General features: G+C 70.3%; 20 protein-coding genes. 5 read left to right on the top strand and 15 right to left on the bottom strand.

Annotated elements, in window-relative coordinates; translation table 11 throughout:
- The first annotated feature begins 59 nt into the window (after positions 1-59).
- Together K244_RS0103945 and K244_RS0103940 are read left to right on the top strand one after the other, a co-directional pair.
- Entirely contained in the window at positions 60-272 is a 213-nt protein-coding gene (locus K244_RS0103945; protein ID WP_020184946.1) for a DUF1289 domain-containing protein, read from the top strand.
- Entirely contained in the window at positions 269-565 is a 297-nt protein-coding gene (locus K244_RS0103940; protein ID WP_020184945.1) for a hypothetical protein, read from the top strand. The genes K244_RS0103945 and K244_RS0103940 overlap by 4 nt, the downstream gene beginning before the upstream one ends.
- Positions 566-578: 13 nt before the next feature.
- Here the strand turns inward: K244_RS0103940 and K244_RS0103935 are convergent, their stop codons facing one another.
- The 8 genes from K244_RS0103935 to K244_RS0103900 form a co-directional block, all read right to left on the bottom strand.
- Positions 579-1,418 carry a sulfite exporter TauE/SafE family protein gene (locus K244_RS0103935; RefSeq protein WP_020184944.1) on the bottom strand — a complete coding sequence of 280 codons (840 nt, stop codon included), beginning with the start codon at positions 1,416-1,418 and terminating at the stop codon, positions 579-581.
- A 42-nt stretch (positions 1,419-1,460) separates the two neighbouring features.
- Positions 1,461-2,483 carry a tRNA dihydrouridine(20/20a) synthase DusA gene (gene dusA / locus K244_RS0103930; RefSeq protein WP_081761421.1) on the bottom strand — a complete coding sequence of 341 codons (1,023 nt, stop codon included), beginning with the start codon at positions 2,481-2,483 and terminating at the stop codon, positions 1,461-1,463.
- A gap of 66 nt (positions 2,484-2,549) precedes the next feature.
- Positions 2,550-3,356 (bottom strand): transglutaminase family protein, encoded by an 807-nt coding sequence (locus tag K244_RS0103925; protein ID WP_020184942.1) that lies wholly within the window; start codon positions 3,354-3,356, stop codon positions 2,550-2,552.
- A 111-nt stretch (positions 3,357-3,467) separates the two neighbouring features.
- Positions 3,468-4,388, bottom strand: coding sequence for a cupin domain-containing protein (locus tag K244_RS23845; RefSeq protein WP_020184941.1), 921 nt, complete (start codon positions 4,386-4,388; stop codon positions 3,468-3,470).
- A gap of 81 nt (positions 4,389-4,469) precedes the next feature.
- Positions 4,470-5,129, bottom strand: coding sequence for a hypothetical protein (locus tag K244_RS0103915; RefSeq protein ID WP_020184940.1), 660 nt, complete (start codon positions 5,127-5,129; stop codon positions 4,470-4,472).
- Positions 5,126-6,844, bottom strand: a complete 1,719-nt coding sequence (gene ade, locus K244_RS0103910) for an adenine deaminase (protein WP_020184939.1) — start codon at positions 6,842-6,844, stop codon at positions 5,126-5,128. Before ade ends, K244_RS0103915 begins: the two co-directional genes overlap by 4 nt.
- A gap of 52 nt (positions 6,845-6,896) precedes the next feature.
- Positions 6,897-7,394: an isoprenylcysteine carboxylmethyltransferase family protein gene (locus K244_RS0103905; protein ID WP_020184938.1), complete on the bottom strand. Its 498-nt coding sequence runs from the start codon at positions 7,392-7,394 to the stop codon at positions 6,897-6,899.
- A complete protein-coding gene (locus tag K244_RS0103900) occupies positions 7,391-8,449 on the bottom strand; it encodes a type III polyketide synthase (protein ID WP_020184937.1) in 1,059 nt (352 codons plus the stop codon). Before K244_RS0103900 ends, K244_RS0103905 begins: the two co-directional genes overlap by 4 nt.
- A gap of 213 nt (positions 8,450-8,662) precedes the next feature.
- On the opposite strand from K244_RS0103900, the gene chrA reads away from it, so the two are divergent.
- Complete coding sequence (gene chrA, locus K244_RS0103895; protein ID WP_020184936.1) at positions 8,663-10,054, top strand: chromate efflux transporter; 1,392 nt, start codon at positions 8,663-8,665, stop codon at positions 10,052-10,054.
- A 30-nt stretch (positions 10,055-10,084) separates the two neighbouring features.
- Here the strand turns inward: chrA and K244_RS0103890 are convergent, their stop codons facing one another.
- From K244_RS0103890 to K244_RS0103880, 3 genes are all read right to left on the bottom strand, one after another.
- Positions 10,085-10,333 carry a hypothetical protein gene (locus tag K244_RS0103890; RefSeq protein ID WP_020184935.1) on the bottom strand — a complete coding sequence of 83 codons (249 nt, stop codon included), beginning with the start codon at positions 10,331-10,333 and terminating at the stop codon, positions 10,085-10,087.
- A gap of 76 nt (positions 10,334-10,409) precedes the next feature.
- On the bottom strand, positions 10,410-10,622 hold the full coding sequence (locus K244_RS0103885; RefSeq protein ID WP_020184934.1) for a dodecin: 213 nt from the start codon (positions 10,620-10,622) through the stop codon (positions 10,410-10,412).
- A 110-nt stretch (positions 10,623-10,732) separates the two neighbouring features.
- Complete coding sequence (locus tag K244_RS0103880; protein ID WP_155931580.1) at positions 10,733-11,989, bottom strand: S8/S53 family peptidase; 1,257 nt, start codon at positions 11,987-11,989, stop codon at positions 10,733-10,735.
- A gap of 286 nt (positions 11,990-12,275) precedes the next feature.
- Here K244_RS0103880 and K244_RS0103875 point away from each other — a divergent pair, with 286 nt between their 5' ends.
- On the top strand, positions 12,276-12,764 hold the full coding sequence (locus tag K244_RS0103875) for a hypothetical protein (protein WP_020184932.1): 489 nt from the start codon (positions 12,276-12,278) through the stop codon (positions 12,762-12,764).
- A 2-nt stretch (positions 12,765-12,766) separates the two neighbouring features.
- Here K244_RS0103875 and K244_RS22545 read toward each other — a convergent pair whose 3' ends face one another.
- Together K244_RS22545 and K244_RS0103865 are read right to left on the bottom strand one after the other, a co-directional pair.
- Positions 12,767-15,343 (bottom strand): ATP-binding protein, encoded by a 2,577-nt coding sequence (locus K244_RS22545; RefSeq protein ID WP_020184931.1) that lies wholly within the window; start codon positions 15,341-15,343, stop codon positions 12,767-12,769.
- Positions 15,340-17,487, bottom strand: a complete 2,148-nt coding sequence (locus K244_RS0103865; RefSeq protein WP_020184930.1) for an EAL domain-containing protein — start codon at positions 17,485-17,487, stop codon at positions 15,340-15,342. Before K244_RS0103865 ends, K244_RS22545 begins: the two co-directional genes overlap by 4 nt.
- 197 nt (positions 17,488-17,684) lie before the next feature.
- Here K244_RS0103865 and K244_RS0103860 point away from each other — a divergent pair, with 197 nt between their 5' ends.
- Positions 17,685-18,902 (top strand): TIGR03862 family flavoprotein, encoded by a 1,218-nt coding sequence (locus tag K244_RS0103860; RefSeq protein ID WP_020184929.1) that lies wholly within the window; start codon positions 17,685-17,687, stop codon positions 18,900-18,902.
- A gap of 230 nt (positions 18,903-19,132) precedes the next feature.
- On the opposite strand, the gene K244_RS0103855 is transcribed toward K244_RS0103860, so the two are convergent.
- Together K244_RS0103855 and K244_RS0103850 are read right to left on the bottom strand one after the other, a co-directional pair.
- Positions 19,133-19,576, bottom strand: a complete 444-nt coding sequence (locus K244_RS0103855) for a DNA polymerase III subunit chi (protein ID WP_020184928.1) — start codon at positions 19,574-19,576, stop codon at positions 19,133-19,135.
- A gap of 149 nt (positions 19,577-19,725) precedes the next feature.
- Positions 19,726-21,234 carry a leucyl aminopeptidase gene (locus K244_RS0103850; RefSeq protein WP_020184927.1) on the bottom strand — a complete coding sequence of 503 codons (1,509 nt, stop codon included), beginning with the start codon at positions 21,232-21,234 and terminating at the stop codon, positions 19,726-19,728.
- Positions 21,235-21,273 lie beyond the last annotated feature (39 nt).

Here is a 21,273-nt window from a genome sequence, read left to right as displayed (position 1 = left end):
CGAAGGAATAACGCGTCGCAGTCTTGCGCCCGGCGGAGCGGTCGGCCATCCGTTAGAGCATGCTCGACAGCCGTCCGATCAAAAGCCCCTGCATTTCGGTCTGCGTCATGGATCCCGCGACCGGCTGGTGCGAGGGCTGCCTGCGCACGCTCGCCGAGATCGGCGCATGGTCGCGGCTCTCGGCCGACGCGCGGGAGACGGTGATGCGTGGGCTCCCGGCGCGTCGCAGGATCTTCGCCGAGAAGCGCGCTCCGACGGAGGCCGGTCAATGAGGGAGCGCAGCATCGGCGAGATCCTCGTCGTCGCGATTCTCGCGACGATCCTGGTGTTCGTCATCGCGGACCTCGCCGGCGGCTTCGGCGATTTTCCGAACGAGCGCTGGGCGTCGGCGGTGGCGCTGGTCTGCGTCGCGGTCTGGATCGGACCGGGCCTGCTGGCGCGCTGGCGCGGCAACGCCAGCGGGGCCGTCCGGGCCGTCGCCCTCTGGCTCGCGATCGCGCTGGTGATCGCCCTCGCCTATGTCTACGGCCACGGTTTCCTGGCCGATATGGGCGTGCGGGTCTGAGGGCCGCCGCCGCTCAGGTCGCCAGATCGTAGAGGAAGCGGGCCGCGACGAGCGCGAGGAAGACACCGAACGCGACGGTCAGCCTGCGCTTCGACAGCCCATGCGCCAGACGCACCCCGATCGGCGCCACGAGCACCGAGATCGGCGCCATGAGCGCGAACCCGATCAGCGACACGTATCCGATCGAGAGCGGCGGCAGCTGGGCGAGGTGCGGCAGGCCGGCCACCGCGTAGCCGATCGCGCCGGGGACCGCGATCAGCGCCCCGAGGCCCGACGACGTGCCGATCGCCACATGGATCGGCCGGTTATGCAGCTTCAGGAACAGCGCGCCCAGCGCCCCGCCGCCGATGCCGATCAGCGCGGACAGCAGCGCGATGCCGAACCCCCAGATCGAGGTCGCCCGCCAGCCGGGAAGATCATCGGCGAGCCGCCAGTCGTCGCGGCCGAACAGCAGATTAGCCGACATGCCGAGGCCGAACAGGGCGAACACAAGCTTGAGCGCGTCGGAGCTGACGAAGGCCGCGACCCCGGCGCCGCTGACCGCTCCGAGCGTGACAGGGAGCAGCCACGCCCGAAGCGCCGGGCGATCCACCGACCCGCGCGCGGCGTGCGCGCGAAAGGAGCGGATCGACGTGGGTATGATGATGGCGAGCGACGTGCCGACGGCGAGCTGCATCTCGATGTCGTCAGGGACGCCGAGGTGATCGAACAGCACCGCCAGCACGGGCACGATCACCGCGCCGCCGCCCACGCCGAAGACCCCCGCCAGCAAGCCTGTCACGACGCCGCCGAGCGCGAGGCCGAGAACAAGCTCGACGATGTCGCCGATCGGCAGCGAAGCGAGAAGGTCCACGGCGGCGCTCCAGGAGGGGGTCGCAGCGCCGCCGCCGGAACGTCAGGCGGCTTCGCTTGCTCGGGCCATGGAGCCGCTCTCGTCCACGAGGTCAAGCGCGGCGCGCAGAACCTCGATCCCTGCGCCGGCCTTGGGCGCCTCCACGCTGAGATGGCGGCGGAACGCCCGCGCGCCCGGCTTGCCCGGGAACAGCCCCAGCATGTGGCGTGTGAAGTTCGACAGCCGCCCGCCGCGGGCGAGATGCGCCTCGATCGCAGGCGTCAGGCTCTCCGCCGCCTCTTTCGCGCTGGCGAAGGGCGCCGCGCGGCCGAACAGCAGCGGGTCCACGCCCAGCAGCAGCTCGGGGTTTTGGTACGCCGCCCGGCCGAGCATGACGCCGTCGAGCGCGACGCCGTCCCGCGGGGCGAGCAGCGCCTGCGCCGCGTCGAGGTCCGCGATGCCGCCGTTGATGGCGATGAACGCCTCCGGCCGCCGCGCCTTCAGCCGCAGCACGCGGCCGTAGTCGAGCGGCGGCACGTCGCGGTTCTCCTTCGGGCTCAGGCCTTTCAGCCAAGCCTTGCGGGCATGGACGATCAGCGCGTCGGAGCCGGCCGCGAGCACGGCGTCGGCCAGGGCGTCGAGCGCCTGCTCCGGGTCCTGATCGTCGATCCCGATGCGGCACTTCACCGTGACCGGGACCGAAACCGCGGCCTTCATCGCCGCGACGCAGTCGGCGACCCGCGTAGGCTCCGCCATCAGGCAAGCGCCGAAGCGGCCGTCCTGAACCCGGTCGGAAGGGCAACCGACGTTGAGATTGACCTCGACGTAGCCGAAGTCCTCGCAAATGCGCGCGGCCTCGGCGAGTTCCGCGGGCTCCGAGCCGCCGAGTTGGACCGCCACCGGCTGCTCGGCTGGGGAGAATCCGATCAGGCGCTCGCGGGGACCGAACCGCACTGCGCCGGTCGTCACCATCTCGGTGTACAGCAGAGCCTCGCGCGTCAGCGCGCGGTGAAACAGCCGACAGTTTCTGTCGGTCCAGTCCATCATGGGCGCGACTGAAAAGCGGCGCGCTGCGGCGGTCGTCACGGCGTCAGGCCCGATCGTTCGGAAAAGATGGGGGCTTATAGCGCAGATCGCGCGCGCTGGGCGCCCTTACCAGACCTCGTCGGTCCAGACCCTGAAGGTCTTGAGCGAGTTGGGTCCGAAGGCGTTGGTGAGCGCCACGTCCGCCGCGTCGCGGCCCCGCGCCATGACGATGCGTCCCACGCGCGGCTTGTTGTGCCGGGCGTCGAAGGTGTGCCAGCGACCGCCGAGATAGACTTCGAACCAAGCGCTGAAATCCATCGGCGCGGGGTCTTTCGGAACGCCGATGTCGCCGAGATAGCCTGTGGCGTAGCGCGCCGGGATGTTCATGCAGCGGCAGAGCGCGATCGCGAGATGGGCGAAGTCCCGGCATACGCCCTGTCGCTCGTTCCAGGCGTCGAACGCCGATTTCGTCGCGCGCGCATGGTTGTAGCCGAACGTGATGTGATTATGGACGAAGTCGACGATCGCCTGCACCCGGCCCCAGCCCAGTGGCGTGTTCCCGAACATCGCCCAGGCGTCGTTCACGAGGCGGTCGGTTTCGCAGTAGCGGCTGCCGAGCAGGAAGACGAGGGTGTCGTCCGGCAGGTCCTCGACCGCGTGCTGATAGGCGTCCCACGACGCGACGTCGGGCTCGCCGCTGTCGAGCACGACGGCGTCGGTCGTCAGCGTGAAGTCGCCCGCCGGGGCGACCAGCCGGCCGCAGACATTGCCGAAGCCGTCGAGGTACACCGAGATCGGCGTGTAGGGGTAGGACGTCACCTGGTCCGGCTTGACCAGGTCGAGCTCACGGCTCGGATGCACGTTCAGCATCACCATCATGGGGGTGGGCTGAGGAAAGTTATGCGTGATCTCGAAGCCGATATTGATCTTCACCGCGCAATCCCTCTCGTTCGAAGGCGCTCGCCGGCCAACGAGTGGCAGGTCGCGCGAGCCAACGCCGCAACGCGCTCATTCGTTGCGCTGCAGCGTTGAAATTCGCGACGATCAGCTCGCGGCGGCGTAGCGGGCCGACGCCTGGTCCGAAACGCCGGGGACATGGTCCGCGATCAGCCGCTCGCACAGTTCCCGCAGCGCGCCGCGGCCGCCCAGCGCCGTGGTGACGAAACGCGCGGCGGCCTTGGCCTCCGCGCGGGCGTCCGCGGGGGCCACGGGGAAGCCCACAGCCCTAAGGCATTCAAGATCGTTGACGTCGTTGCCGATGTAGACGGTCTGCTCGCGGGTCAGACCATTGGCGGCGAGCCAACGGTCGAGCTCCGGCAGCTTGTCGTCGATGCCTTGCAGCACCTCGATCTTGAGCTTGGCGCCCCGCGCGGAGACAACGGGGTTCGGCTCCTTCGACAGGATCAGAGTGCGGATCGAGGTCAGCTTGCGCAGCCGCTCGAGACCCATGCCGTCGGAGCGGCTGGCGAAGACGGCCTCGCGGCCGTCCTGATCCACCAGCACGCGGTCGTCCGTGAAGACGCCGTCGAAGTCCATCACCAGCGCTGTGACGCCGGCGAACCCGCTCGGCGCGCCGGCCGGGGCGGTCGAGCCCTCGCCCGCAGGCGCGCGGCCGTAGTCGTCCTCGATCCGCTCGATGTCGTCCTCGTCCAGCGGATCGCCGCGCTGCACTTCAATAAACACCAGGTCAACCTTCCCCGGGTTCTCGACGCGGTGCACGCAGTGCAGCGGGAGATGCACGGCGACGCCGGTCTTCACCGGGATGCGCTCGTCGTCGCGGGTGACGATCCCCTCGCCCTCGACGACGATCCAGTGCTCCTCGCGGTGCTGGTGCTTCTGCAGCGACAGGCGCGCGCCGGGCGACACCACGATCCGCTTTACCGCGTAGTTCTCGCCCCCGGCGATGACCTCCCACGTCCCCCAGGGCCGGGTGTCCTTCTCCCCGACCTCGTAGCGATTGGCCATGTCAGTCTCCTGAAAATTGCGCCCCAATGCGGCATGTCAAAAAGCATTCAAAGCGTGACCGATCGACGACCGGCGCATCCCCTAATGCTGCGGCGCCGAACGGCCTCTGCGAACTAACCGCCTCATGAGGCCGGCGGCAAGGCCAGAAGCCGGTTTTGGCGCTTCCGGAGCGTCCGGAATGATCCGGCCCGCGAGCGACTGGCGGAGCGGAAGCGCCGATTCGCGCAGGTCCTGGCCCATCAGCAGGGCCTCGCTCATCCCGAAAAGCCCGTCGGCCGAGGGGGCCAGCGCCGCGTTGGTGGCGTCCACGCCGAGCGCCGCCGCCACCCTGCCGTAGAGCGCGAGATCGGGATGGCTGCGCAGCCGCAGCACGTCGGCGGGCACCCGGGCCGCCATCCAGTCGACGGCGCCGGAGCCCGCCGGCGCCGCGTCGACGGCGATCACGAGCGGGCGCGACGGCTCCCGGGCGAGGTCGGCCTCGACATAGGCGGCGAACAGCGCCCGGAAGCCCGCGTCCGACAGCGCCGCGAGCACCAAGTGCGAGCCGCGGAACAGCCGCGACGCCGCGAGCGATTCGGGCAGGAAGACCGGCGGCTCCGGCTCGCCCTCCAGCGCGAGCGACGCGACGCGCAGGTCCGCGCCTTCCGCCCCGAAGGCCGCCGCGGCCTCCTGCGCGAGGCCGAGCGCCGCGTCCGTGTCGCCGAGCGCCAGCACGCGTCGCCCCTCGAAGCGGCCGCTCATGCCGCGATGACCTCGAAGCGGTTCACGTCGACCATGCCGAAGTCGCTGATCTTCAGATGCGGAATGACGGTGAGCGGCAGGAAGGCCACCTGCAGGAACGGCTCCGACAGCGTGCAGCCGAGCGCGACGGCCGCGGCGCGGAGCGCGACGAGCCGGTCGTGCACCGCTTCATGCGGCTCGAGACTCATCAATCCCGCCACCGGCAGCGCGAGTTCGGCCTTCACCTCGCCCTCGGCCGCCACGACGAAGCCGCCGCCGAGCGCGATGACCCGGTTGGCGGCCAGCGCCATATCGTCGGCCGTGACGCCGACGACGCAAATGTTGTGGCTGTCGTGCCCGACCGAAGAGGCGATCGCGCCGGCCTTCAGCTCGAAGCCCTTCACGAAGCCGCGGCCGATGTTGCGGTTGATCCCGTGTCGGGCGATCACCGCGACGGCGAGGGCGTCCTGGGCGAGATCGGGCCGCACCGCGCCGCCCTCGGCCGCGAGCTCCAGCGTCAGATGGTCGGTGACGATCTTGCCGGGCACGACGCCGATCACCGGCCGCGGCCCGCCGGCGCCCTTCGACGTCAGGTCGTCCGCCGTCACCGGCTCCGCCTTCATGCTGTCGAGGCCGACGGGGTCGGGGACCGCCCGGGCGGCGAACAGCGCGTCGGTCACCACGCGGCCGCCGGCGATCACCGTCTGCACGCGGCAGTCCTCGTAGTCGGACAAAAGCACGAGGTCCGCGCGCTTGCCCGGTGCCACGATCCCCCGGTCGCGCAGCCCAAAGGCGTTGGCCCCCGACCAGCTCGCCGCGCGGTAGACGTGGGCGGCGGGCGCTCCTTGCGCGATGGTCCAGCGGATCATGTGGTCGAGATGGCCCTCCGCCGCGATCTCGACCGGGTTACGGTCGTCGGTGCAGAAGGCGACGAAGGCCGATGTCTCGGCCGTCAGCAGCGGCCACAGCGCATGCAGATCCTTGGCGATCGAGCTTTCGCGGATCAGCACCGTCATGCCCTTGCGGAGCTTCTCCAACCCCTCCTCGTAGCTGGTGGCCTCATGGTCGGTGCGAATGCCGGCGGAGAGGTAGCCGTTGAGGTCCTTGCCGCGCACCAGGGGCGCGTGGCCGTCGATGTGGCCGTCCTGGAAGGCGGCGAGCTTGGCGAGACAGCCGGGATCGGCGTTCAGCACGCCTGGAAAATTCATGAACTCGGCGAGGCCCAGCGCCTTCGCCCGGCCGCGGAACGGCGTGAGATCGTCGACGCCGAGCCGCGCGCCCGAGGTCTCGAGCGGCGAGGCGGGCACGCAGGACGAGAGGTTGACGCGGATGTCCATCACCGTGGCCTCGGCCGCCCGCAGCGCGTAGTCGATCCCCTCCGCCCCCAGCACGTTGGCGATCTCGTGCGGGTCCCACACGATCGTCGTCACGCCGTGCGGCAGCACGCAACGGTCGAATTCCAGCGGCGTCAGCAGCGAGGATTCGATGTGGAGGTGGGTGTCGATGAAGCCCGGAACCACGGTCAGCCCGCGGCCGTCGATGATCTCCCGCCCCTCGTACTCGCCGAAGGTGCCGACGATCCTGTCGCCGGCGATCGCGACGTCGCTCTCGAACAGCGTCGCGGTGACCACGTCGAGCACCCGCGCGCCCTTGATGACGATGTCGGCGGGCGCGAGCCCCCGCCCCTGCGCGATGCGGCGGGCGATGGCGTCGGGGGTCGTCGCTTCGGCGGTCATGGCGTCTCCTGAAGCCGGGGAGCGGCGATCGTGGCCCGACCCCGGCTTCAGCTCAAGGTGCGGCGTGACGCTTCAAGGCCGCCTCCTCGGCGCGAATGCGGACGGCGAGCATGCCCGCGTTCAGCAGCGAAAACACGAAGGCGAAGACCGGCAGCCCGAAAACGAGCGGCAGGACGGCGATCTCGCCCGCGACGACCACATAGTTCGGGTGGGCCACGAAGCGATACGGCCCGCGGCGCACGAGCGTCTCGCCCGGAATCACCAGAATGCGCGTCGTCCAGCGCCGGCCGAGCGTGGCGAGCGTCCAGACCCTCAGGACCTGCAGCGCCCCGAAGGCCGCCAGCCAGCCGGGCGACACGGTCGCGTCACGCCCGAGCCACCACAGGCCGGCGAGCCACGACGTGTGGAGCGCGACCATCGCCGGATAGTGGCTCGCCCCCGCTTCGATCGCGCTCCGCGCCTTCAGCCCAGCGACGTTCCGGGCGGAAAGGACGAGTTCGCCAAGCCGGGAGGCGGTGACGAACAAGAGCAGAAGGACTGCGCCGCTCACGTCGTGGGCCTCAGCAGCGCCATGCTGGCGGTGAAGCCCGGCCCCAGGGCCAGCAGCGCCGTGGGGTCGCCGAGACCGCCGGCGAGCGCCCGCTCCAGCACGAACAGCACGGTCGGCGCGGACATGTTGCCATGCGCGGCCAGCACGGCGCGCTCGTCGGCCAGGGCGCCGTCGGCGAGGCCGAGCGCCCCCTCGAGCGCCATGGCAACCTTCGCGCCGCCGGGATGGCAGACGAAGCGGCGGACATCCTCCAGCGCGACGCCGCCGCCCGCGAGGATCGCACGCGCGGCGATCGGCAGGCGTTCCGCCGCGAACGCCGGGACCGCGCGGTCCAGCACGACGTCGAAGCCGACGTCGTCGAACCGCCAGCCCATCACGTCGAGCGTGTCCGGCCAGCGATGCTCGCCGACATAGGCCACCTCGGCGAGGCCGCCCGGCCCCGCCGCGAGCACGCAGGCCGCCGCGCCGTCGCCGAACAGGGCGGTGGAGACCACGCTCGCCATGTCGAGGCGGCCGAGCCGGAACGCCAGCGTGCAGGTCTCCACCGCGACGAGCAGCACGCGGGCGCCCGGCGTCCCGCGGGCGAGGCTAGCCGCGATCCCGAGGCCCGATACGCCGCCGGCGCAACCGAGGCCAAAGACCGGAACGCGCATGACGTCGGCGCGCAGGCCGAGCGCGTCGCCGAAGCGCGCCTCGAGGCTCGGCGTCGCGACGCCGGTGGAGGACACGGTGACGACCACGTCGATGTCTTCGGCCATGAGTCCGGCGGCGGCGATGGCGCGCTGGCCGGCCTGCACGAACAAGGCGCCCGCCCCTTCGAGGTAGGCCGCCGTTCGGTCCTCCCAGCCGTGCGGCTCGGCGTACCAGTCGAGCGGCCGGACGGACTGCCGGCGCAGGACGCCAGCGTTGGCGTATACCGGCGCGACGCGGTCGAAGTCGCGGCGGCCGGCGTCGAGGAAGACACGTCGCGCCGCGGCGACAACGTCGTCTTGCCCGAGGTCGTGCGGCGCGGTCGCGCTTGCGACCGAAAGCAACTTTGCAGGATGCGTCGTCATAGCGCCTCGCTCGGCCCGCGGCCGACACGACCGATCACGGTTCAGTTACGTGACTATGGCCTCTTTGGTTCGAAAGCTGGCTAAGCCGTCACGGCGTCGGGCGGAAAGCGGGCCATGCGAGCGCTTGAGCGCGGGCGTCGGGCGATCTGCTTGTCAGGCCGGCCGTTCCGGCCCAAGCATCGCGGCCCGCGCCGGCGGTCTGAGGGGATGCGCATGTCCGACACGGTCGAGGTTTCGCCCTATCCAGCGCCGGACGCCCGACGGCTTCCGACCCTCGGCGAGGCGCTGCGCGTCTGGCTCAAGGTCGCGCTGCTTAGCTTCGGGGGACCTGCCGGCCAGATCGCGACCATGCATCGCATCGTCGTCGAGGAGCGCCGTTGGGTGTCGGACGCGCGGTTCCTGCACGCGCTGAACTACTGCATGCTGCTCCCCGGGCCCGAAGCGCAACAGCTCGCGACCTATCTCGGCTGGCTGATGCACGGCGCCCGCGGCGGCGCGATTGCGGGCCTGCTCTTCGTCCTGCCCGGCGCCCTCGCCATGCTGGGCCTCAGCCTTCTGTACGTCACGGCGGGAACGACGCCGCTGATCGCCGGGGCGTTCTATGGGCTGAAGGCCGCCGTCATCGCCATCGTGCTGCAGGCGCTGCTGCGCGTCGGCCGGAAGGCGCTGACGGGCCTGGCGCAGGTCGGGCTCGCCGCCCTCGCCTTCCTCGCGATCTTCGCCTTCGGCGCGCCGTTCCCGGCCGTGATCGCGGCGGCGGCGCTAATCGGCTTCGCCGCCGTGCGTCTCGGCGTTCCGGGTTTCGGCGCGGGAGCGACCGCGGCCGCTCTCGACGCGGAGGACGGCGGCGTGCTGAGCCCGAACGCTCCGATGCGCGGGCGCGCGCCGTTCCGGGAGGCGATCGCGCCCGCGGCGACGGCGCTTGCGCTGTGGCTCGCGCCGGTCGCCGCTCTAACGTTCGCACTCGGGACCGGAAACGTGTTCGCGGACATCGCCACGTTTTTCAGCCAGATGGCGGTGGTGACCTTCGGCGGCGCCTATGCGGCGCTGGCCTACGTCGCCCAGCAGGCGGTCGAGGGCTACGGCTGGCTTCGGCCGGGCGAAATGCTCGACGGACTGGGGCTCGCCGAAACCACGCCGGGGCCGCTGATCCTTGTGCTCCAGTTCGTGGGCTTCCTCGCCGCGCACCGGGCGCCGGGCGGGCTTGACCCGCTGTTTGCCGGCGCGCTTGGAGGGCTGCTCGCGAGCTGGGTCACCTTTGCGCCGAGCTTTTTCTGGATCTTCCTCGGCGCGCCGTTCGTGGAGCGGCTTCGAGACAACCGCCTGCTGTCCGGCGCTCTCGCCGGCGTCTCCGCAGCGGTCGTGGGCGTAATCCTGAACCTGGCGCTCTGGTTCGCGCTCCACGCCCTGTTTCGGGAGACCGGGCGGACAACCGCCTATGGTCTCGACCTGTCCTACCCCGCACCCGCCAGCCTCGACGTGGTCGCGCTGGCGCTGACAGCTGGAGCGCTCCTATTTGCGTTCCGGCTGAAGGTCGGCATCGTAACTTTGCTGAGCCTGATGGCCGCAGCGGGCGTCGTCTGCAAGCTTTCTGGGATTAAGTGAAAGCGCGCGGCGCGCCAAACGCGAACCCTGTCAGCTCGCGAGACGCAGCCCGTCGTCGATCCATCCGCAGTTGAGAGACGCATAAGCCGGCAGATGGCCGGCCTGAAGGGCGTCAAAACGCGCCTCGACGGCGGCGCAGACCGCCGCCTTGTCGGAGAACACCTTGTCGTCGAGGTCATAGACCTCGGGGAGCGACGCCAAAAAGCGGAATCCGTCCTCGAGGCGAATGAGCAATCCCGCGTGGCGACCACGCACCTCGACCACAAACGCGTTGCCCATCTCCGCCTCTTTCACGACGCCGGCTGTCGCGCATCGCGCGCGAACTCCACCGTCGCGTCAAACGCCGCTGATGAGATTAAGTTCCTTCGATGGTGAACCCGATTTTCAACGTCACCTGATAGTGCGCGACCTTGCCGTCCTCGACATGGCCGCGAGTCTCGACGACCTCGAACCAGCGGATGTGATGGACGCTCTTCGCGGCGTCGGCGATGGCGCCGCTGATGGCCTCCTCGATCGAGGTCGCGGACGATCCGACGATCTCGATGATCTTGTAGGTCCGATCTGACATTCAGGTCCTCGTTCTGGCTGAGCCGCTCTGCGGCTTCGCGGTGGGGAGAACTGGAACGTCCCGGCCTTGGCGATCGATCCCTCGGGGGGAGCTTTTTGCGGCGCAGCCCGTCAGCGGGGGGCTGCGCGCTGGGCGACCCGTTGCGGCGAAGGGCAGACATTGGGCGTGGCGAACGAGGTGGCGTCGTAGGCCACGAGTTGGCCGGCCGAGCCGTCGCCTTGCGGGTCGAAGGCTAGCCGGCCCGTCGGATCGAGCCGGAAGATCGCGTCGGACGGGTAGTGCATGTAGGGGCCCTGCTCCAGCGAGCGCGCGACGTTGCCGGAACTCATGTCGTAGCCATAGGCCGTAAGCAGATCGACCGTGCGGTAGAGCCCAGCCTCGAGGTAGCGCCGCAGCGTGCGCTGGCGGCGCCCCGGCCCGGCCGGGTCCGGGCCCGCGAGAGCCGCCGGCACGCGGCGCACGAGCGCCGCAGGATCGCGCCCGACGAGCGAGGCGATCAGCGCCTTCCGCCCCGGCGCGGCCGCTCCGGCGAAGGCGACGTCGCGGCCGCCGGTGAGGCTCAGCCCGCCCGTCGTTTCGCTGAGGACGAACTGCCCCGGCGCCCAGATCGCGGTCATCTCAGGCGCGCTCGTGTAGGCGGTCGGGCGGCCTGCGGCGTCGAGCGCGCCCACGGCGTAGACGCCGTCGTTGAGCGCAAGCACGTTGATCAGGCCGTCCGGCCCTGTGTTGCCGGACGCCGCGAACACCGGCACGTCGAGCCGCGCGAGCGTCGCCAGCGCGTCGCGCACGATGCGATAGGGATTGCGCGGATCGCCGTCGCCCACGAGCGCCGCCATCACGTCTCCCCGCCGGGCGCGGAGGTCCGCCTCGGAGACGGCCTTGTCGGCCGGCAGGGCGCGATTGACGTCGTCGAGATCGACCGGCAGCACGATCGAGGTGACGACCGCGGCGGGACGGGCGACCTTGCCGCTCGCCACGTCGCGCGCGAGCGCGGCGATATCCCTTGCGAGGGTGAAGGCGTTGAAGACCGGGTCGATCTGGTAGGTCGTCACCGCGCCGTGGCCGAGCGCGGCGATCGCCGCCACGACGTCGCCGTGGCTGATGTGCGCGTCCGCGCCGTCCGACGGATCGCCGAGGTCGTCGTCCAGGTTGGCGGGGCGCCCGAAGCTGAAGCTGTCCAGCACGACGAAGGGCGCCGGCGATGCGCAGGCGCTGCGGACCACCGCCTCAACCGCCGCGTCGGCGTAGCGCCGGGGGTCAAAGCTCGGCCCGCGCCAAGCCGGCGGCTGGACGCTTTCCGCGGTCCGCGCGTCGCGATAGGGCCCAAACCGCTCGCCGCCGACCACGCCGCCCGCGAGCCCGAGCATCGCCGCGATTGCGACGCTTAAAAGGCCTGCCGATCGGAGACGCGGCCTGAAGGCCATACGCGCGATCCCTCTCCGTCAATCCCTGGGCGGCGACGCTCCAAGGATGTCGTACGACGACGCCGTGACGCAACGTACGATGCGAAACGTCTCATAGTTTTCTTATGCTGCAAAGCAGCATTCGCAGGACGCAGTCTCGCGCGGCCCAGAGAAGATCTGGGGTCGACGGTCCAAGCCCGGACGCCCGGCGTATCCGTGAGCGTCAGTTGCTGACCGAGGACGCGTTCCCATGCGCAAGGCTATCGTCGTGGCGTCGTATCTTCTTGCGACCGCCGCCGCCGCCGGCACGGAGACGCTTGGCGGCTGGACCACCACGTCGGAGCCCGACGAACGGGCCACGCTGGTGACGGCGCTCGCCGCAGCGCGCGGCGCCTCGCAGGACGATCCGTCCTTCATCATCGTGCGCTGCCTCGGCGGGCGCACCGAAGCGCTCGTCGGAACCGCGGGCGACTGGGGCCTGCCGCGCTCGTCGCTGGAGGTCGTGACGCAGTCGGACTCCGGGGCGCAGGAGACCTCACGGTGGGACGTCTCCACGAACGGCAAGGCGGTGTTCCGGTCCGAGGGGGTCGAGGATTTCCTGCGTCGACTGCCGGCCGAAGGACGGCTGACGATCGAGGTGAGGGATCGCATTGGCGGCGTTCACGCCAACGCATTCTCTCTCGATGGCTTCGGCGAGGTTCGCGCCCGGGTCGCATCCGCATGCGGCTGGACGCCCTGAGATCAGCCGCCGTTCGCGCGACCGCGTTTGGGGAACAGCTCGCGCAGCGCTTTGCCGACCAGCCTGAACTCCGCTTCCAGCCGCTGGATATGGGTGCGGCCGCGCACGGCGAGGTCGCGCGCCTCGATGTTTCGCCACGACAGGCATAGTTCGTACATGCCGCGCGCGCCGATGTTGGCCGCGCCGCTGCGCAGCGCATGGGCCTGCTCACGGAAAGCCGCCGTGTCGCGGTCCTCCACCGCCTGACGCAGCGCCTCCAGGACGATCTCGGCGTCCACGAGGAACTCGTCCACCAGATCGCCGACGAAGGCCCGGCCGCCGAGCTGCTCGAGTTCGGTCAGCGTCCTGCGATCCAGCACGACCCGGCGCGCGGGCCGGAAGCCGGGATGCCGGGCGAGCGGGGCGATGGTCTCGTCGTCGTGGAACGCGTCCGTCAGGGCTTCGGCCGCGGCGACGGCCTCGCCCGGTCCCTCGCCGGCCAGCTGGGCGATCAGCGCCAGCAACTGCGCGGGCTCGATCGGCTTGGTGACGCAGGCGTCCATTCCCGCCTCCTCGCAGCGCCGCCGCGCCTCGGGAGTGGCGTCCGCCGTGAGGGCGACGATGGGCGTGCGCGGCTTTCCGATCGACGCGAAGCGGAACAGCTTCGCGGCCTCGACGCCGTCGAGCACCGGCATGTTCACGTCCATCAGCACGATGTCGAACGTCCGCTCCGCGAGCGCGTCGAGCGCCAGCTCGCCGTTGTCGACGATGCGCGCCTCGTGGCCGGCGCGCTCCAGCACCTTGCGGATGACCTTCTGGTTGACTCGGTTGTCCTCGGCCACGAGCACGGACAGCTGGCGGGACGGGACGGCGTCGGGCGTGACGCTGCGCGGCCGGGGATCGCCCGCGACGCCGATGGTCGCGATCCGCACCATGGCGGCGAGCCCCGCCGCGTCCGGCAGATCGCGCGCGGCGGCGGCGCAGACGAAGCGCAGGTCGAGCTCCGGAAGTCCCTCGCCGACCCGCCCATCGATGATGACCGCCTCGAGATCGTCGCCGTCGAGACCGGCCCGCAGCGCGGTCGCGATCGCCTCTCCGTCGGCGCCGCGGCCGTCGATCACGGCGGCGCGCCGTCGTCCGGCGCGTTCGTGCTCCCGCAGGGCGCGAACCGCTTCGCGCACGCCGCCGCAGGCGTCGGCCACGACGCCGGCCTGCGCCAACGCGGCCGCGAGCTTCGCGGCGCGGCCTTGATCGGTCGCCACGGCGACGACATGGGCGGACCGCGGCGCGACCTCCGCGCCCGCGCCCGAAGCAATGGCGAGATCAATCTCGAACCAGAAGACGCTGCCGGCGCCGACTTCGCTCTCGACGCCGATCGATCCGCCCTGCAGCTCGATCATCTGCTTGGAGATGGCGAGCCCGAGGCCAGTCCCGCCGTGGGAGTTGATGATGCTGGCGTCGGCCTGCGTGAAGGTCTCGAAGATGCGCGCGCGGGCCTCCGGAGCGATGCCGATGCCGGTGTCCGCGACCTCGAAACGCAGCCGAACGCCCCGCTCGTCCCGTGAAATCGCGTCGACCGCGATCGTGACGCCACCCACGTCCGTGAACTTCACCGCGTTGCCGACAAGATTGACGAGGACGTCCTTGAGCTGACGCGCCTCGCCCGCCAGACGGTAGGGCGTGCGCGGCGTGACGTGCAGCGCGAGGCGCAGACGCTTGTCGCGCGCCTGCGCCGTCAGCATGCCGCGCACCTCCGCGAGCATCCCGTGGAGGTCGAAGTCGACCGTGCGGCTCGGCATACGGCCCGCTTCGATCCGGCTGAAGTTCAGCAGATCGTCGATCAGCCGCAGCAGCGTCCGGCCGGCGTCGCCCGCCGTGCGCGTCATGTCGCGCTGTTCCTCGTCCAGCGTCGTGCCGTCGAGCAGGTCCGTCATGCCGATGACGGCGTTGAGCGGCGTGCGGAGCTCGTGGCTGACGCTTGCCAGGAACAGGCTCTTCGCGCGGCTCGCGTCCTCGGCCGCCGATTTCGCGTTGGAGAGCTTGCGGATCAGCGTCGCGGCGTAGGCCGGCAAGATGAGCAGGCCCGCGAGAAGACCCAACGAGAGCCTGAGATGATCCCCCCAGTAGGGCGTCGTCACGATGACCACCGAGAAACCGGCGATCGCGATCGCCGCGCCGATGGCGAGCATTCGCAGGCCGAAGCGGAAGCCGTTGCCGAAGATCACCCAGAGGTAGATCGGATAGAGGATCGCGGTCGTCTCTCCCCCGACGTGCATGCAGTAGGAGATGCCGGACAGATCGAAGGTGATCGCGAGGACGCGACGCGGCAGCGAGGCCGCGGGACGCCACGCCAGATGGGCGACGAAGCCGAGCCCGCCGAGGAAGAAGGCCGCGGTGATCAGGAAGGCCTCGCCCAGCGGATCGCCGTAGAGCGCGGTCTCCGCCAGCAGATAGATCAGCACGCAGGTCGCCAGCGCGACGCGGTTCAGCGCGATCTCGTGCTCGCCGGCCTCGCTCGCCCGAAGACGGCGCATCACGGCGGCGAGCGGCCCGGCGGAGGCGCCGTCCTTGGCGGCCCGCCGCGCCGGCCGGGTGCTCATGCCGTCCGCGCGAGAAGCGTCTCGCGCCGCACAAGGGCGACGAAGTCGTCGGCGGGCATGGGCCGGCCGAAATAGTAGCCCTGAACCTCGTCGCAGCCCTCGGCGCGGAGATGCGCGACCTGCGCCGCCGTCTCCACGCCCTCCGCGACCACGTCCAGCCCGAGGCTGTGGCCGAGGTTGATGATGGCCCGGACGATCGCGGCGTCGTTGACGTCGGCCTTGAGGTTGTGAACGAACGACTTGTCGATCTTCAGCCGGTTCACGGGGAAGTTCTTGACGTAGGCCAGCGACGAGTAGCCGGTTCCGAAGTCGTCGATCGAGAACGTCACGCCGTGCTGCTGCAGCGCCTTGATCTGCGCGACCACGAGGTCGGTGTCCTGCAGCAGGATGGTCTCGGTCAGCTCGAGCTCGAGGAGGGAGGGTTCGAGCCCGGAGGTCGCGATGGCGTCCATCACGACCTTCTGGACGTCCTGCTTGCGGAACTGCACCGCCGAGAGGTTCACTGCGACGCGGAGCGGCGGCAGCCCCGCCTTCCGCCAGGCCGCCGCCTGCTGGCAGGCGTGGTTCAGCACCCATTCGTTGATCGGGATGATGAGGCCGGTCTCCTCCGCGCTGGGCAGGAAATCGCCCGGCGGCACCAGGTCTCCGTTCTCGCGCCGCCAGCGGATCAGCGCCTCGGCCCCGAGGATGCGGCCGGATTCGAGATCGACCTGCGGCTGGAAATGCAGCACGAACTCGCCGCGCGCCAAGGCTCGGCGCAGGTCGCTCTCGAGCACGGTGATCGCCCGCGCCGTCGTGTCCATGTCGGCCTCGAACACGCGGAAGCCGTCGCGGCCGTCGGCCTTGGCGCGGTACATCGCAATGTCGGCGCGCTTCAGCAGCTCCTCGAAATCGAAGGCGCTGTCGGGAAATAGCGCGATGCCGATGCTCGCGGAGGTCGTCACCTCCTCGCCGTCGAAGACGAAGGGCGCCGACAGCGCGGCGCGGACGCGACGCGCGAGTTCCTTGGCGTCGTCGGCATGGAGGACGTTGGTCTGCAGGATGGCGAACTCGTCCCCGCCGAGCCGCGCGACGGCGTCGGTCTCGCGCACGGTTCCGCGCAGGCGGTCGGACACCGCCTTCAGCAGCCGGTCGCCGACGTGGTGGCCCAGCACGTCGTTGATCGCCTTGAACCGGTCGAGATCGAAAAGATGCAGCGCGAACTTGGCGTCGTTGCGCCGCGCGTGGGCGATCTCGTGCCGCACGCGGTCCTGCAGCAGCGCGCGGTTGGGCAGGTCGGTCAGCGCGTCGTGGTGCGCGAGGTGGCGGAGGTGTCCTTCGGCGCGCTTCCGGTCGGTGATGTCGAGCGCGGTCGTCAGCACGGCGACGATCTCGCCGCCGCCATCCCGCAGCGGCGACTTCGTGGTGAGGAAATGCCGCCGCTCGCCGGAGCGAGTAACGAACTCCTCCTCGTAGCTCGGCAGAGCCGCGCCGCTCTCGCAGATCAGGCGGTCGAGCGACGCGCTGCGGCCGCCCTGCTCCGGCCCGAACATCTCGACCGCCGTGCGCCCGAGCAGCTCCGGCGGTTCGACGCCCTTCATCGCGGCCTGGTAGGCATTGACGAAGATGCAGCGCCCGGAACGGTCGGTCGCGCTGATCAGCGCCGGCACGGTGTCGATGACCTGCGCCAGCCGCTCGGAGCTGTCGCGCAAGGCTTTCTCGTGATCGCGCTCGCTCGACCGAAGCTCGCGCTCGAGCGACAGGGCGCGGCTGGCGATCAGCACCTGCTGCCGGCGCATCTTGAGAAGATTACGCGCGCGCGTAAGAAACTCGTGGTGATCGACCGGGCTCTGCAGAAAGTCGGTCGCGCCGGCCTCCAGCGCGTTCAGCCGGAAACTCCGCTCTTCATAGACCGTGAGGACCACGACGGGCACGTCGGCGCAGCCGTCCAGGGTGCGGAAGCGCCGGGTGAACTCGGCGCCGTCCAGTTCCGGCATCTTGTAGTCGGTGATGACGAGATCGGGCGTGTTGCCCGCGAGCCAGGCCAGCGCTTCGACGGGGGCGCCGAACGACCGAACGACCACCCCGCCTTCGATCGAAGCTGCCAGCTTCGCGAAGATGTTCCGGTTCGTAATCCGATCGTCGACGATGACAACGAGCGCCATGGATGACGTCCCATGCCTTCCCTTCGCACCGGGCCGCCCGCCGGGACGGTCGCGCGGGCCGAGTGATCGAGATAAGTAGGCGGTCTCAGCTTAAGGAAACGAGAATCACGATGCGAGCGCAGACGTGGATCGAAGTCGAATTTCTATCTTCCGAACCGATCGGAAGTCGATTCCTCTTTGGCGCACGCTGAAGTTCCATGACAGCGCAAGCACTCGTCATCGGCGGCGGCCCCTCCGGCCTGATGGCCGCCGAAACGCTCGCGGCGTCCGGGCTGCACGTCCGGATCGTCGATCGAATGCCGTCGCTTGCGCGAAAGTTCCTGCTCGCCGGGCGCGGCGGACTGAATCTCACGCACTCCGAGCCGCTGGAGCGCCTGCTTGACCGGTATGGGCTTGCGCGCCCGCGACTGGAGCGCGCCCTCCGCGACTTTCCGCCGGACCGGCTCGTCCGCTGGTGCGAGGACCTCGGGCTCGAGACCTTCGTCGGGTCGAGCGGCCACGTCTTTCCGAAGACGCTGAAGGCCTCGCCGCTGCTCCGGGCCTGGTTGCGCCGGCTCGAAGCGCAGGGCGTGGCCTTCGCGCTACGGCGACGCTGGACGGGCTGGTCCGACGACGGCGCGTTGACCTTCGAAGGGCCTGAGGGTGCCGAGACTGCGCGGCCCGACGTCGTCGTCCTCGCGCTCGGCGGCGCGAGCTGGCCGCGGCTTGGAGCGGACGGCGGCTGGACCGGCGCGTTTGAGGCGGCCGGGATCGGCGTTGCTCCGCTCGCGCCCGCGAACTGCGGCTTCCGCGTCGGCTGGTCGAGCTTCTTCGCCGAACGCTTCGCGGGTCAGCCGCTGAAGCGCATCGCCCTGACGTTCGATGGCGAAACCCGCCGCGGCGAAGCGCTGGTCACCGGCGACGGGATCGAAGGCGGGTTGGTCTATGCGTTCTCCGCCCCGCTTCGGGACGCGATCGCGCGAGACGGCTCCGCGATCGCGACCCTCGACCTGCGGCCGGACCTCGTCGAAACCGACCTTGCCGGCCGCCTCGGCGCCGGCCGCGGCGACCGGTCGCTGTCCACCCATCTCCGCAAGGCCGCGGGCCTGCCCCCGGTCTGCGTCGCGCTTCTGCGGGAGGGCGGCGATCTCCCCCGTGAGCCGGAGGCGCTCGCGCGGCGGATCAAAGCGACGCCGCTCCGGCTGATCGCCCCGCAGGGCCTCGCCCGCGCCATCTCGACCGCCGGAGGCGTCCGGTTCGACGGGCTCGACGAGCGGTTCATGCTGTCGCGACGGCCCGGCGTGTTCGTCGCCGGCGAGATGCTGGACTGGGAGGCGCCGACCGGCGGCTATCTGCTGCAGGCGTGTTTCGCGACCGGTCGCGCCGCAGCCGAAGGCGCCGTCGCCTGGACGCGCTCGGAGTTAGGCGTGGGATGAGAGCGCGAGGGGTCGGACGCAGGCCCCAATCCGGCACCCCCTCGCTCGTGTCCCGGCCTTGAACCGGGACCCAGACGCCCGCCGATACGGCAGGTTCGCGTTTGAGACTTCAGACGCACCCCGAAAGCGTCGTGTTTCTGGGTCCGGGCTCAAGGCCGGGGCACGATCGCGACTCTTGCTTCACCGCTCCCTCAGCTCTGGGTGGGCCTTGAGGCTCAGATCGTCCCGCCTCAGGCCTTCTTCCGCCAGCGCCCGTCGTCGTCCTGCTGCCAGTAGGTCAGCGCATGGCCGCCGGCCTTGAGCGTCTTCCACTGCGCGCGCGCGGCGTCGAGCGCCTCCGGATCATGCCCGTCGAACAGCAAGAGCGCGCGCTCGTAAGGCGCGAGGTCCGGAGGCGCGGCGCCGTCGACCAGCACCCGCACGGCGGCCCCGTTGGGATTGCCGTCCGAGGTCGTCAGCCAGATCGGCTCATCCGCTCCGTCGGCGTCGGCGCCGTGGGGGAGGAAGCTCTCGTCGGAGTAGGTCCAGAGCGCGTCGTCAAGCGCCGAAACGCGTTCCAGCGCAGAGGCCTGCACAACGACCTTCCACTTCCGCTCGAGGCATTTCTCGAGCAGCGCCGGCAACGCCTTGTCCAGCGGCTGGCGGGTGAGATGGTAGAAGAAAATCTCGGTCACAGGCGCGGCCCCTCGGCGAACCGGTCCAGAACAAGACGCGTCGTCCTCCGGCTTGACCGGAGGACCCATGTCGGACGTCGAACGCGACGTCGACGATGATGGTCCGGTCAAGCCGGCCCATGAAGCCCCGCCGTGACGGCGCCTCGCGCTTACTCCTCGTAGTAGTCCTTCACCAGCCGGTCGAGCAGGCGCACGCCCCAGCCCGAACCCCAGCTCTTGTTGATGTCGGAGGCCGGCGAGCCCATGCCGGTGCCGGCGATGTCCAGATGCGCCCAGGGCGTGTCGTTGACGTGCCGCTTCAGGAACTGGGCCGCGGTGATTGAGCCGCCATGGCGGCCGCCGGTCTGCTTCATGTCGGCGAACTTCGAATCGATCAGCTTGTCGAACTCGGGGCCCATCGGCATGCGCCACACCTTCTCGCCGGTGGCCACGCCGGTCTTGTAGAGCCGCTCGGACAGCTGGTCGTCGTTCGAGAACAGGCCGGCGTTGTCGACGCCAAGCGCCACCAGGATCGCGCCGGTCAGCGTCGCAAGGTCGACCATGAACTGCGGCTTGAAGCGGTCCTGCACGTGCCACAGCACGTCGGCCAGCACGAGCCGCCCTTCGGCGTCGGTGTTGATGATCTCGATGGTCTGGCCGGAGAGGCCAGTGACGATGTCGCCGGGCCGGTAGGCGTTTCCATCCGGCATGTTCTCGACGCAGCCGATCGCGCCGACGACGTTGACCTTGGCCTTGCGCGAGGCCAGCGCGTGCATGAGGCCGACCACGCAGGCGGCGCCCGCCATGTCGCCCTTCATGTCCTCCATGCCGGCCGACGGCTTGATGGAGATGCCGCCGGTGTCGAAGATCACGCCCTTGCCCACGAAGGCGACCGGCTGGGCGTCTTTGTCCTTGGCGCCGTTCCAGCGCATGATGGCGACGCGGCTCTCCTGGCTGGAGCCCTGCCCCACCGCGAGCAGCGCGCCGAAGCCCGCCTTCTTCAGCTCCTTCTCGCCAAGGATCTCGACCTCGACGCCAAGCTTCTCCAAGGCCTGCGCGCGCCGGGCGAACTCGCTCGGCGTCAGCACGTTCGGCGGCTCGTTCACGAGCGTGCGGGCGGTCTCCACGCCCTCGGCGAGGCCTTCCTTCAGCTTCCAGGCCTTCTTGGCCGCCGACTCGTCGGCGACGGCGAACGTGGCCTTGGCGAGGCCGACCGCGTCGTCGTCCTTCTTCTTAGTCTTGTACTGGTCGAAGGCGTAGCCGCGCAGGCGGAAGCCGAGAGCGACATCGGAGACGGCTTCGGCGTCGATCCCGGGGACGGCGTCGAGCAGGACGGTGGCGCTTTCCGCGAAGGTCGGCAGCTTGCCGCGGATCTGGCCGCCGAGCTTGACCCAGTCGGTCGGCTCCTTGCCGTCGCCGAGGCCCACCACGATCAGGCGCTCGACGCCGGGCAGCGCCGGCGACAGCAGCTCGAAGGCGGCGCCCTGGCGGGCCTTGAAGCGCTCCGAGGTGGCGGCCGCGCCCAGCGTTCCGAGGATCGGCGCGAGGAACTCAGCGGTTGCGGCGCCGAGGGCGAGGTCCGGCCCGGCGAGCGCCACGACGACGCCGCTCGCTCCCGCGCTCAGCTTCTGGAAGCCGATCTTGATCGGCCCACGGGCCTGGTCGGAGCTCTTGGACATCGGAAGCGGCACTCCTTGACTGCGTTCGCGCGCGCTCGA

It is taken from the genome of Methylopila sp. 73B (assembly GCF_000526315.1).
In the GTDB taxonomy this organism is placed as follows: Bacteria; Pseudomonadota; Alphaproteobacteria; order Rhizobiales; family Methylopilaceae; genus Methylopila.
This window is presented reverse-complemented; position numbering and strand designations above follow the sequence as displayed.